General features: G+C 43.8%; 17 protein-coding genes. All 17 read left to right on the top strand.

The genetic code is table 11. The features are described 5' to 3' along the window. Positions 1 to 7: 7 nt before the first annotated feature. The 17 genes from ND16A_RS09585 (at position 8) to ND16A_RS09665 (ending at position 10774) form a co-directional block, all read left to right on the top strand. Complete coding sequence (locus tag ND16A_RS09585; RefSeq protein WP_033077551.1) at positions 8 to 658, top strand: MotA/TolQ/ExbB proton channel family protein; 651 nt, start codon at positions 8 to 10, stop codon at positions 656 to 658. 14 nt (positions 659 to 672) lie between these two features. Continuing rightward, complete coding sequence (locus tag ND16A_RS09590) at positions 673 to 1233, top strand: ExbD/TolR family protein (protein WP_033077550.1); 561 nt, start codon at positions 673 to 675, stop codon at positions 1231 to 1233. Next, positions 1230 to 1841 carry an ExbD/TolR family protein gene (locus ND16A_RS09595; RefSeq protein ID WP_081945561.1) on the top strand — a complete coding sequence of 204 codons (612 nt, stop codon included), beginning with the start codon at positions 1230 to 1232 and terminating at the stop codon, positions 1839 to 1841. The genes ND16A_RS09590 and ND16A_RS09595 overlap by 4 nt, the downstream gene beginning before the upstream one ends. Further along, the gene (locus tag ND16A_RS21035) at positions 1838 to 2815 is read left to right on the top strand and encodes an AgmX/PglI C-terminal domain-containing protein (RefSeq protein WP_052073058.1); all 978 of its coding nucleotides are present in this window, start codon (positions 1838 to 1840) and stop codon (positions 2813 to 2815) included. Before ND16A_RS09595 ends, ND16A_RS21035 begins: the two co-directional genes overlap by 4 nt. Before the next feature lie 712 nt (positions 2816 to 3527). Further along, the gene (locus ND16A_RS09605) at positions 3528 to 3794 is read left to right on the top strand and encodes a ribbon-helix-helix protein, CopG family (RefSeq protein ID WP_033077548.1); all 267 of its coding nucleotides are present in this window, start codon (positions 3528 to 3530) and stop codon (positions 3792 to 3794) included. Further along, positions 3791 to 4072 carry a type II toxin-antitoxin system RelE/ParE family toxin gene (locus tag ND16A_RS09610; RefSeq protein WP_033077547.1) on the top strand — a complete coding sequence of 94 codons (282 nt, stop codon included), beginning with the start codon at positions 3791 to 3793 and terminating at the stop codon, positions 4070 to 4072. The genes ND16A_RS09605 and ND16A_RS09610 overlap by 4 nt, the downstream gene beginning before the upstream one ends. A 374-nt stretch (positions 4073 to 4446) precedes the next feature. Beyond that, entirely contained in the window at positions 4447 to 4719 is a 273-nt protein-coding gene (locus tag ND16A_RS09615) for a helix-turn-helix transcriptional regulator (protein WP_033077546.1), read from the top strand. Next, the gene (locus tag ND16A_RS09620) at positions 4712 to 5953 is read left to right on the top strand and encodes a type II toxin-antitoxin system HipA family toxin (protein ID WP_033077545.1); all 1242 of its coding nucleotides are present in this window, start codon (positions 4712 to 4714) and stop codon (positions 5951 to 5953) included. The genes ND16A_RS09615 and ND16A_RS09620 overlap by 8 nt, the downstream gene beginning before the upstream one ends. A 512-nt stretch (positions 5954 to 6465) precedes the next feature. Continuing rightward, positions 6466 to 6702 (top strand): type II toxin-antitoxin system ParD family antitoxin, encoded by a 237-nt coding sequence (locus ND16A_RS09625; RefSeq protein ID WP_235282098.1) that lies wholly within the window; start codon positions 6466 to 6468, stop codon positions 6700 to 6702. Next, positions 6695 to 6991: a type II toxin-antitoxin system RelE/ParE family toxin gene (locus ND16A_RS09630; RefSeq protein ID WP_033077542.1), complete on the top strand. Its 297-nt coding sequence runs from the start codon at positions 6695 to 6697 to the stop codon at positions 6989 to 6991. The genes ND16A_RS09625 and ND16A_RS09630 overlap by 8 nt, the downstream gene beginning before the upstream one ends. 782 nt (positions 6992 to 7773) lie before the next feature. After that, positions 7774 to 7998, top strand: coding sequence for a hypothetical protein (locus tag ND16A_RS09635; protein WP_033077540.1), 225 nt, complete (start codon positions 7774 to 7776; stop codon positions 7996 to 7998). A gap of 48 nt (positions 7999 to 8046) precedes the next feature. Next, positions 8047 to 8256, top strand: a complete 210-nt coding sequence (locus tag ND16A_RS09640) for a hypothetical protein (protein ID WP_033077539.1) — start codon at positions 8047 to 8049, stop codon at positions 8254 to 8256. A gap of 76 nt (positions 8257 to 8332) precedes the next feature. Further along, positions 8333 to 8545: a hypothetical protein gene (locus tag ND16A_RS09645; protein ID WP_033077538.1), complete on the top strand. Its 213-nt coding sequence runs from the start codon at positions 8333 to 8335 to the stop codon at positions 8543 to 8545. A gap of 347 nt (positions 8546 to 8892) precedes the next feature. Beyond that, positions 8893 to 9144: a hypothetical protein gene (locus ND16A_RS09650; protein ID WP_033077537.1), complete on the top strand. Its 252-nt coding sequence runs from the start codon at positions 8893 to 8895 to the stop codon at positions 9142 to 9144. Positions 9145 to 9326: 182 nt separating this feature from the next. Continuing rightward, on the top strand, positions 9327 to 9572 hold the full coding sequence (locus ND16A_RS09655; RefSeq protein WP_033077536.1) for a hypothetical protein: 246 nt from the start codon (positions 9327 to 9329) through the stop codon (positions 9570 to 9572). Between the two features lie 193 nt (positions 9573 to 9765). Continuing rightward, positions 9766 to 10020: a hypothetical protein gene (locus ND16A_RS09660; RefSeq protein WP_033077535.1), complete on the top strand. Its 255-nt coding sequence runs from the start codon at positions 9766 to 9768 to the stop codon at positions 10018 to 10020. A gap of 163 nt (positions 10021 to 10183) precedes the next feature. Further along, a complete protein-coding gene (locus tag ND16A_RS09665) occupies positions 10184 to 10774 on the top strand; it encodes a hypothetical protein (RefSeq protein WP_033077534.1) in 591 nt (196 codons plus the stop codon). The last annotated feature ends 276 nt before the right edge of the window (positions 10775 to 11050 follow it).

The raw sequence follows: 11050 nt of genomic DNA, 5'->3' as shown, positions 1-11050 counted from the left end.
AAACCCTATGTTTGACACAATTATTCGTTTTTTCCAGGAAGGGGGCACCTTCATGTTCCCAATCGCCATCGTGCTGGCAATAGGTTTAGCCATTGCCATCGAGCGGGCGCTGTATTTATTTAAAATGTCAAAAGCCAATGGTAGTGCGATGAATGCCATTACGCCTTTGCTTAAGCAAGCCGATTTTGACAGTATTGCCAGGGTTAATAGTGACGCCTCCATTGCCACTATTTTCAAAGCCGGGGTGTCACGAATGAGCCAAACGACACGCCGTGATGAAATTGAATCTGCGATGGAAGAAGGCGTAATGGAAGCATTACCGCGTTTAGAAAAACGTACCGCCTATTTAGCCACATTAGCCAACATCTCTACCTTGCTTGGCTTACTGGGTACCATTATTGGTTTAATCGCCGCTTTCTCTGCCGTAGCCAGTGCCGATCCCGCAGAAAAAGCGTCGTTGTTATCTGATTCAATTTCAGTGGCGATGAACACCACCGCGTTTGGTTTGATTGCCGCCATTCCGTTATTGCTATGTCATTCAGTATTGCAAACCAAAACCACTGAAATTGTCGATAACCTGGAAATGGCTGGCATTAAGTTTTTAAACCTGATCGGCCGTGAAGATACAATTTCAACAAAATCTCGTTCCACTGATTAATACGGGCAGATATTATGTTAAGAAAACCCCGGATCAAGCGTCAGGAAGCTGAACTCGATATCACCTCGTTTATGAACTTGATGATCGTGTTAGTGCCGGTGCTTTTGATGATGATGGTATTTTCACATATTACCGTTTTAGATCTTAAGTTACCGGAATTAACCGACCCGAGTGTACAAAGCGAAGCTGATAGCGAAGCAGAAAAACAACTCGAGCTGATGGTTAGAGATAACCAAATTGAAGTGTATTACCCGCAAAGCTATTTGTTAAAAACCATTGTTTCCACTGACGAAGGCTACGATTACGACACGTTAGTAAAAACCTTACAGCAAGTGAAGCAATTGCTGCATGAGCAGGGCATAGATAAAAAAGACTTGTCTTTGTTGCTAGAGCCGCAAATTGATTATCAAACCATAGTGACCTTAATGGATAAAGTACGCTCTTATAAAGCGGTGGTTGTGGCCTCGGTGGTAGATGCTGAGTTATTCCCTGAAGTGTCTTTAGGCGATGCCTTAACCGTAGCAAATGCAGACGCTTTGGCCGGATTAAGCAATGCGCAAGGAGATAACCCATGAAGCAGTCGGTAAGAGCTAAACGGATGCAGCGCCATCACGAGCGTTCATCAAAAACTTCGAAGTTATCGTTAGTGTCATTAATGGATATTTTTACCATTTTGGTATTCTTTTTAATGGTCAATGCCTCTGATGTGCAAGTGCTGCAAAACAATAAAGAAATTGAGTTGCCACAATCGCTGTCGAAGGAAAGCGCGCAAGATAATTTAATTATCACCATTAATAGCAATGATGTCATTTTGCAAGGCAGAAAGATCATTTCAGTAAGTGAGTTAGCAACGCGCCCTGGCGTTATTGTCAAAGAGCTTAGTGATGAATTGGCCTACCAGGCAGCGAAACGACAATTAACCGAAGCCGAGCTGGAACTTGGTCGCAGCATTAATATTATGGCCGATAAATCGGTACCTTATGAACAGCTGAAAAAGATCATGCAAACATCGGCCACTGCCGGCTACACCAATATTTCATTGGCGGTAGCGCAAATGCAAGGGCTAAGCGATGCCGAGCTGCTTAATGCTGCGAAAAGGGCGAACCAAACGGCCACGGCTAGCGCTGACCGCGCTGCCGGTAATGGAGTAGCGGCAACGAACACGGAGGCAGAATCATTGTGACTTTGATTGAACAACACGACCTGCCAACCTGGCAGCAAAACGGTGACAATGGTCTTTTTCATCGTATCGCGCTGGGTTTTTTAGCAGCAACAGTGGCGTTTACTGTGCTCGTTAAAATGGTTGACTTACCAGAAGAAAGTCGGGCAGAAAAAGAAAAACTGCCGCCGCAGCTGGTTAAGATCCAAGAGCGCAAGGTGATCGTAGAGCCTGAGCCCGAACCTGAGCCAATTGCCGTGGCAGAACCTGAGCCGGTGCCGGAAGTTGAACCGGAGCCAGAGCCTGAAATTGTCGCCGTACAAGAACCAGAGCCAGAGCCAGAACCAAGCCCAGAAGAGCTACAGCAGGAGCAACAGCAACAGGCAAAAGAAAAAGCGCAAAGCTCGGGACTGTTGGCATTAGCGGATGAACTCAGTGCAATGCGCGAAACCGTAGACGTGGACAGCCTGGCCAGTAACGACTTGGTTGCCGGTGCCGGAGAAGCAGAAGAAACCGAGCGAGTATTACTGGGCAAAGTTACTACCGGCACCAGTGGCGGAGTGAAAGCGGGGTCGTTATCAGCCGATGTGGGCTCTGGCACCGAACTGGCTGGTCGTAAAACCACCGAGTTTACTGCACGAGTAGCAACCACCGGTGGCGGCGAAGCAGAACAGGCGGAACAAGTATCGGCGAGCGAAGTTGCCAGTGGTAGCCGTACGACCGAGTCGATTCGCAAAGTGTTCGATAAAAACAAAGGGGCGTTATACTCCATTTATCGTCGCGCGTTACGCCAGGACCCGAGTTTGCAGGGTAAGGTCACGGTGAGCCTAATTATTATGCCAAATGGCGCCGTGCAAGCGGTGAACATTATTAACAGCGATTTAGCGCATCAAAGCTTTATCAATAAACTGCTGGCGCGAATCAAGTTAATTAACTTTGGTGGCAAAGACGTAAACGAAGCGGAACTGAACTATACCTTCAACTTCCTGCCGTTTTAATGGCAACACCAACCTCACGGTTGGCGGGGTTTCAACCTCGCATAATTACCGCAACGCAGTAACCAAAATACCAGGCATCGCCTGGTATTTTTATTTCCACTCTTCGGTTGGCGGGGTTTTCAACCTCGCGTAATTACCGCAACGCGGTAACAAAACTAGGGCTAACCACGCCCTAACGCGAGAATAAATTCCCGCCAACCAAACCGCTTAAGTTTCACCTCTACGGTTGGCGGGGTTTCCAACCTCGCGTAATTACCGCGACGCGGTAACAAAAACTAGGGCTAACCACGCCCTAACGCGAGAATAAATTCCCGCCAACCAAACCGCTTAAATTTCACCTCCAAGGTTGGCGGGGTTTCCAACCTCGCGTAATTACCGCAACGCGGTAACAAAAACTAGGGCTAACGCCCTAACGCGAGAATAAATTCCCGCCAACCAAACCGCTTAAATTTCACCTCTGCGGTTGGCGGGGTTTTCAACCTCGCGTAATTACCGCAACGCGGTAACAAAAAATAGGGCTAACCACGCCCTAACGCGAGAATAAATTCCCGCCAACCAAACCGCTTAAATTTCACCTCTGCGGTTGGCGGGGTTTCAACCTCGCGTAATTACCGCAACGTGGTAACCAAAAAATAGGCTGCTATTTGGCTTTAATTACTAACTTGTAATACACTGTAGTACAAGTTAATACAGTGTATTCAATGGTGATAATATGACCGTAACCAGCATTAGATTAAAAGCTGAAATTGAAGAGCCATTAGAAGCCTTGGCAAAAAAATTAGACAGAAGTAAAAATTATTTGATTAACCAGGCAATTAAAGAGTTTGTTATCAAAGAGTCGATGGCAGACTATCGCTGGCAACAAACAATTCCGGCATTAACGGCAGTAAAAGACAACGATGTTATTGATGAGTCTTCAGTAACTTCCTGGTTAGAAAGTTGGGGGTCAGATAAAGAACTGAAAGCCCCCTCTAAATGAAAATAACCTACACACCACAGGCCATAGAAGACCTGCAGCGTTTACGTGAGTTTATTGAAATTAAAAATCCAGCCGCCGCAAAGCAAATAGCACAGCAGCTGTTAATGGCGATAAATAGATTGAAAACGTTTCCACAAATAGGCTTACCTGTGCGTGAAGCGCCAACCTCTGAGTACCTTCGAGACTTATTTATTAATAAATATACAATTCGTTATCTACTTAAAGATAATAATATTTATATTTTAAGGCTTTGGCACGATAAAGAAGACCGTAAATAAGTTCAACTCCCCGGTTGGCGGGGTTTTCAACCTCGCGTAATTACCGCAACGCGGTAACCAAAACCAAGGCTAACGTAACGGCCTAACGCGATACTCAAACCGTTTAAGGTTTCTATTGTTAAATTCAAGTCCCGCCAACCAAAAACCTCAGGCTTCACCCCTTCGGTTGGCGGGGTTTTCAACCTCACGCAATTACCGCAACGCGGTAAAAAACTTACCTCGTGCTAATTACGCGAGAATAAATTCCCGCCAACCAAACCAATTAGGTTTCACATTCACCATACTCTCCATTAATTGCTAGTATTATAGCAATTATTGTGTTTTATAGCTTTTATTGCTACTATGTTAGCAGTTTGATGGATTGAGGTATGCCGATGTTTTCACTACTCACACCCTATGATACACAAATAGAACTGGCGAGCTTTGTAAAAAAAGCCCGCAAGAAAAAAGGCTACAGCTGTGAAGCGTTTTCGGTGAAAACAGGCGTGCCCGATAGCACTATCCGCAGGTTTGAAAAAACAGGTGAGATCTCCTTACGACAGTTTTTAATGATTTACGCTGAAGTAGGAAAACTGACTGACATTCAACAACTGACTCGACCGGCCGAATCCCCTAAAAGTCTTGATGAGGTGATCAATAATGCTTAATCACAAACTCATTGTGAACAGACGTCTATCTAACGGCAGCAGCATTAGAGTAGGGGAGTTGGCCGAAAACAATTCAGGCATTTACTTCCAGTATGACGAAAATTATTTAAACCAACACACAACCATTTCTCCGTTCGCTTTAGAGGCCTCCACAGGTATCCAAGCGGGTCCCGCAACACCCCATAAGAAACTACACGGGGTATTCGCCGATAGCTTGCCTGATGGCTGGGGGCTTTACTTGATGGATAGAATCTTCAGAAAAAACGGCTACAACCACAAAACAATAACACAACTGGAAAGACTCGCCTTTATTGGCGACAACTGCTTAGGCGCACTCAATTTCGAGCCAACTATGACGCTAGCTGGTGAGCAACAAAAAAAAGATATATCCATTCAAGAACTGGGCAAAAAAGCAATTGATGAATTTGAAGGAACTGAAACGGAACTTGTTGAACAGTTAATGGATACAGCAGGCTCTGGCGGGGCGAGACCTAAAGTCAACGCCATTCTTTTACCCGACGGTTCATACACAACAGATCGCCACGCATCAGGCAAACACTGTTTAATAAAGCTTACATCAGACAAGTTCGACCTTAAACACGATGAGAGTTTAGTGGAGTTTTGCTGCATGACGCTAGCGAACCAGTGCGGTATCGAAACCGCCAGTTTTGACTTGTTAAATGCCAGCAATAACAGGTACTGGCTGCGCCAGGAGAGATTCGATTGTGTCGGTGATAAGGGGAGGCTGCATATGATTTCAGCCAGCGGTTTACTTGATGCATCATTTCGAGAACCATCATTAGACTATGTTGACCTGGTTAAAGCTACACACGTTATGTGCGGCGCAACTGAGGCAAAAAAGGTTATTCAAAGGGCGCTATTTAATTTCCTTATTTGCAACCAAGATGATCACGCAAAGAACTTTGCCTTTCTCTGTGACGATAAAGATAACTGGACTCTGTCGCCTTTTTACGATGTCGTCTATTCACCTTCTCTTTATGGCGAACACATGACTGCCTTTAACGGAGACGGAAGCAGACCAAACAAACAAGCGCTAGAATTAATGGCTAAGCATGCCGGCATCAATCCAAAAGAACCACTGCGAATGGCTGATGAAATTATGGAAAATATTTCTAACGCGAGCACACTGTTAAAAGGCGCAGGCGTTTCATCGAGCATAACCAGCACCATCACCTCGACAATTGCGGGCAAATGGAGACTACTTCACCAATAGGTTTAACCCTTCGGTTGACGGGGTTTTCAACCTCGCGTAATTACCGCAACGCGGTAACCAAAGCCGGGGCTAACGCCCTAACGCGAGACTCAAGTCCCGCCAACCCAAAGCAAAAGTCACCACCCTGGTTGGCGGGGTTTTCAACCTCGCAATTACCGCAACGCGGTAACCAAAATAGGGGCTAACGCCCTAACGCGAGACTCAAGTCCCGCCAAGCCAAAGCAAAAGTCACCACCCCGGTTGGCGGGGTTTTCAACCTCGCGTAATTACCGCAACGCAGTAACCAAAACCGGGGCTAATGCCCTAACGCGAGACTCAAGTCCCGCCAACCAAAAGCAAAAGTCACCACCGTGGTTGGCGGGGTTTTCAACCTCGCGCAATTACCGCAGCGCGGTAACCAAAACCAGGGTTAACTCCACCTAGGCCAACCCAAAGCAAAAATTAACAAACCTGGTTGACAAAGTTTGCCAATATTTGCCATGATAATTAATAGTAAAACCTTTAGGAGTTAAATGATGGCCACACTTAATATTTCAATACCTAGTGAAATGCGCCAATGGATAGATTTACAGGTAGAAAGTGGACACTTTGCCAATGCCAGTGATTACATTCGTGATTTAATACGTCATAACCAAGGTGAAAAACAAGCAATTAATCTGGCTTTGCTTGAAGGTGAGGCGAGTGGCGAAAGTACTTTAACGGTAAGTGATATTATTCGCCAACAAAAAAAGCATTTGTTAAATGAGTGAATACACTCTGTCCAATCGAGCTGTAGATGATCTTACCCGTATTTATCAATATACTGTGGCAGACTTTGGCATTGAACAAGCTGATGCCTATTTGAATGGGATGCAAGAATGTTTTAACTTACTAGCATCTAAGCCAAAAATAGCAAACAATGTTACTGACATCAGGGCTGGCTACTTACGCTATTTATATAGAAAACATAGTATTTTCTTTAAAGTGAGAACTAAAGACATATTTATTGTTCGTGTCTTGCATCAGCAAATGAAATATGAACTGCATTTAACAAGTTAAGAAAAATTACCCAAAACAATTCAACGATCTCACTCCATCGGTTGGCGGGGTTTCAACCTCGCAATTACCGCAACGCGGTAACCAAACCAAGGCTAACGCCCTAACGCGAGACTCAAGTCCCGCCAACCCAAAGCAAAAGTCACCACCCTGGTTGGCGGGGTTTCAACCTCGCAATTACCGCAACGCGGTAACCAAACCAAGGCTAACGCCCTAACGCGAGACTAAAGTCCCGCCAACCCAAAGCAAAAGTCACCACCCCGGTTGGCGGGGTTTTCAACCTCGCGTAATTACCGCAACGCGGTAACCCAAATCAAGGCTAATCACGCCCTAACGCGAGACTCAAGTCCCGCCAACCAAAAGCAAAATCCACCACCCTGGTTGGCGGGGTTTCAACCTCGCAATTACCGCAACGCGGTAACCAAAACCGGGGCTAACGCCCTAACGCGAGACTGAAGTCCCGCCAACCAAAAGCAAAAGTCACCACCCTGGTTGGCGGGGTTTTCAACCTCGCGTAATTACCGCAACGCGGTAACCCAAATAAGGGCTAATCACGCCCTAATGCGAGGCTAAAATTCCGCCAACCAAACCACTTAAATATTCGTATGAAGTTGACAACAAACAAATATCGGCCACAATTAATAACTCATACAAAAGGATTTGTGAGTTTTCTCAGGTTATATTTCGACAAATAAACCAATCAAAAATCACCCAACCATCCAGAGTATGCAGAACTAGGCTTAACGCCTTATTACTACTTAACGCAATCAAAAGGAAATTGAACTATGCGTGAATTAACTTTTAATGAAACAAACCAAATCAGCGGCGCTTTAACTGGCTGTGAAACTATTTCTATAACGGAAGGCTCAGGTGGCGGAGCCGCAATTGGAGCCGCAGCCGGAGGCGCTGTTGGGGCTCTAGCTGGAGCAGGTTTAGGAGCCTCATTCACTTTTGGATGGAATATTGGCGTCTATATAAATAGCATGCTTGGACAATGTGACGCTGATTAAAATTATTACCGTTTCTATCTAATAGAAACGGTTTTTTAGGAGAAATTTATGCTTGATTCAGTAGCAACAATAACCTTTATGATCAGCTTATTAATGATCGGTGCGGGTTATAGCAGAATTGAACTAACAAAAATATCATCAAAAGAGTATAGAAAAACTTATAACAGTTCATTAACAGAGAAAGAAAAAAAACTATTGATCATAGGTTCTATCTTATTTTTGTTTTCACTCGCCTATGGTGAAACTATCGCTATCTAAATCATGATAGAGGTATATGCCAAAGTTTGACTTAAAGACTCTTAGCTCCATTAACTCAAGGATTTAACAAATAAACATGATTGAAATATTTTTGCCGATAACTTTCATGGTTAGTTTATTACTGATTTCCATTGGTTTAAGTAAGCTTGATTTGACCAAAGCATTAACCATGAAAAATATTGAGGAATACAATCGTTCTTTAACGTTAAAAGAAAGTCGCTTTTTAATGCTTGGCGTGGTTTTGTTTATATTTGCTCTTGTCATCGGAGTTCCGATAGTTTTTTACTAAACGAATGGGCATAAAATTTAGTTGAATCGTTAACCAACCTTAAGGCTAATCACGCCGTAGCGAGAGATTAAAATTACGCCAACAAAACCGCTTCAGTTGGTCACCTATAGTTGGCGGGGTTTTAACCTCGCGTAATTACCGCAACGCGCTAACCAATAAGATGAACTTTATCGATCTAAATCAATAAATCTATACGTCCATCTATCTCATATGCTATACTGTTTTTGCCTACGGTGCTGGTTTGACCAGTTCTGAGTGGGTATAAACCACGCTTAAAATGTCAATCTAAACGGATTTGTGAATTTGCTTAAGTGTTCGTCGTGCATAATTCATAGTGGAATAATTTTTTGACCTATAATAACTTTCAATATAGCTCTGAACAAGGTCAGTCTGAATCAGCAAAGCCAGAACTAAGCGAGCAACAAATTCGTCGTCAATTTATCGCTAAATTTGGAAAAATGGCTGCCATCACACCAATAGCCCTAACCGCGTTAATGTCACCGAAAACCTCTGCAGCACCTAAATCGGATTTTTGTAAAAAAAATCCATGGCATAAAAAGTGTAAGACTACAGCCAATAATAAAAAGAACGGTTTTTAAGTTTGCATTGTTAGGTTCAATTCAAGCTAGCCTTATTTACGATTATTGTAGGGCGACATCTGCCGCATGATCTTTTAACCTAAACATTTGTTGAAAATGCGCTTGCCCACATTTACGTTAAACGCTATTATCAATTTTACGATACTAACCAAAAGATCGGTTTAAAGTGTGGTAAAACATTGATGAATGATAGCAACAACCAGCTAGACTCCGAAGAACGCCAATCTGAGCCAACACTGTCAGAGCTGAGTGAACAACAAATTCGTCGTCAATTTATCGCTAAATTTGGCAAGCTGGCAGCCATTACGCCAATAGCCTTAACCGCGTTAATGTCACCAAAAACATCTGCTGCACCAAGCTCAAAAGCTTGTTCCAAACCGAATCCACCACCAGGTTGTCCTGCTGCTAAAAATCCCAGTAGCTTTTAAATCAACATTCAGTGTCATTCAATAATCCAATATTTACTCTGTTTAACCTTTCACTGTAAAGTAAGATTTGTTTCAATCAGATGCATTTATAAATTTTTTTGGGGGAAATCTAATTGCCCGCATTTGCATTAAACGCTATGATGCAATTTCATGATACGAGTCAAAGCTCAGTAATTAATAGTAGGGATACTAAATGAAAGATAATATTTTCATTTGTCAGCATGACAGTGAGTCAAACACGCCTGAGCCGACAAAGCCTGAACTGAGTGAACAACAAATTCGACGTCAATTTATTGCTAAGTTTGGTAAGTTGGCCGCGATTACACCAATTGCCTTAACCGCATTAATGTCACCAAAAACATCTGTTGCGCAGAGTTCAAGGGCTTGTCAAAATAAAAACCCTCCGAAATGGTGCAATGAGAACAATAATAAAAAAAACGGTTTTTAAGTCACAACTCAGTAATATTCTATTTAGCAATATTTGAAAAGCTTTGTTTATCCTCCCTAAATAAAGCAAAAAGATATCCCCTTATGCTTTTCTAGCTTGCGCTTCATTACTTTGTTAGACTGAAATTAATTAAACAACAAAAATCTCCACGCAGGGCTTGTTCATGAGACGGAAAACCACAGCATCGTTGCTTTCATTATTTTTTGTCACCTCGGTTATTGCCGTTTCGGCAGTAAAGACCAACAGAAATAGCGATGACTTAGCTCAACATCAACCGTTAACCGAAGATAAAACCCTCACTGTAAGCCCGCAAATAAATGAGCAAGCACCAACTTTAGCTGCTCTCGCCTTACCCGAAAGGAACGAAGAGCAGCAGGTTTTACCACAAAGCAATGAACCTACTGAGGAACTTGCACAACCATTTACTGAAGTTATTAAGCAACCAGCCAGCGATGAATTAATCGCCCAAAAGTCTGATAATGCTCAACCAGCACCAATAAAAGATGCTGAGCCAATGGTGGTAACTCCCGCTAAAAAGCTTGATGTGAACGAGCTCCCTGCGGTTGAACAAACGGGTAGTGAGGAAAATAAAGAACTTGTTGCACAACTGCCGCCAGTGGTAAGCACTGAAGATGAAATGGAGCAGCAACGCAAAGCGTTGGATTTATCACCACCGATACCACCCGGAACGCTGGGCGGCGGCAATGGTAATGGCGGCCCCGGCGCAGGCAATCCAAGCGCCTCGAAAAATTAAAAAGATCAAGGTTGGCGGAGTTTCAACCTAGCTTTGTTGGCGGGGTTTCAACCTCGCGTAATTACCGCAGCGCGCTAAAAAAAACCAGGGCTAACGTCGCCCTAATGCGAGACTGAAGTCCCGCCAACCAAAACCAAACTCGGTTGGCGGGGTTTCAACCTGAAGGATCCCCACAAGTTTAATCTCACGTTTCATTAACTAATTCAGTTAGAGCGAGCCTAAGTTCGCTCTTCGTTAGTCGATATTGCCTTCCTTGGTGCTGCAATAATCTCAATG

It is taken from the genome of Thalassotalea sp. ND16A, from assembly GCF_000764205.1.
Classification (GTDB): domain Bacteria; phylum Pseudomonadota; class Gammaproteobacteria; order Enterobacterales; family Alteromonadaceae; genus Thalassotalea_A.
The sequence above is the reverse complement of the archived record's forward strand: the minus strand, read 5'-3'. Positions and strand labels throughout refer to the sequence as shown.

What these genes read in the sequence shown, in the direction of transcription:
- ND16A_RS09620 (WP_033077545.1), top strand. Translation starts at nt 4,712, where the DNA reads ATGCTTAATCACAAACTCATTGTGAACAGACGTCTATCTAACGGCAGC.
- ND16A_RS09640 (WP_033077539.1), top strand. Translation starts at nt 8,047, where the DNA reads ATGCTTGATTCAGTAGCAACAATAACCTTTATGATCAGCTTATTAATG.
- ND16A_RS09645 (WP_033077538.1), top strand. Translation starts at nt 8,333, where the DNA reads ATGATTGAAATATTTTTGCCGATAACTTTCATGGTTAGTTTATTACTG.
- ND16A_RS09615 (WP_033077546.1), top strand. Translation starts at nt 4,447, where the DNA reads ATGTTTTCACTACTCACACCCTATGATACACAAATAGAACTGGCGAGC.
- ND16A_RS09630 (WP_033077542.1), top strand. Translation starts at nt 6,695, where the DNA reads ATGAGTGAATACACTCTGTCCAATCGAGCTGTAGATGATCTTACCCGT.
- ND16A_RS09660 (WP_033077535.1), top strand. Translation starts at nt 9,766, where the DNA reads ATGAAAGATAATATTTTCATTTGTCAGCATGACAGTGAGTCAAACACG.
- ND16A_RS09595 (WP_081945561.1), top strand. Translation starts at nt 1,230, where the DNA reads ATGAAGCAGTCGGTAAGAGCTAAACGGATGCAGCGCCATCACGAGCGT.
- ND16A_RS09605 (WP_033077548.1), top strand. Translation starts at nt 3,528, where the DNA reads ATGACCGTAACCAGCATTAGATTAAAAGCTGAAATTGAAGAGCCATTA.
- ND16A_RS09655 (WP_033077536.1), top strand. Translation starts at nt 9,327, where the DNA reads ATGAATGATAGCAACAACCAGCTAGACTCCGAAGAACGCCAATCTGAG.
- ND16A_RS09625 (WP_235282098.1), top strand. Translation starts at nt 6,466, where the DNA reads ATGATGGCCACACTTAATATTTCAATACCTAGTGAAATGCGCCAATGG.
- ND16A_RS09585 (WP_033077551.1), top strand. Translation starts at nt 8, where the DNA reads ATGTTTGACACAATTATTCGTTTTTTCCAGGAAGGGGGCACCTTCATG.
- ND16A_RS09665 (WP_033077534.1), top strand. Translation starts at nt 10,184, where the DNA reads ATGAGACGGAAAACCACAGCATCGTTGCTTTCATTATTTTTTGTCACC.
- ND16A_RS09610 (WP_033077547.1), top strand. Translation starts at nt 3,791, where the DNA reads ATGAAAATAACCTACACACCACAGGCCATAGAAGACCTGCAGCGTTTA.
- ND16A_RS09590 (WP_033077550.1), top strand. Translation starts at nt 673, where the DNA reads ATGTTAAGAAAACCCCGGATCAAGCGTCAGGAAGCTGAACTCGATATC.
- ND16A_RS09635 (WP_033077540.1), top strand. Translation starts at nt 7,774, where the DNA reads ATGCGTGAATTAACTTTTAATGAAACAAACCAAATCAGCGGCGCTTTA.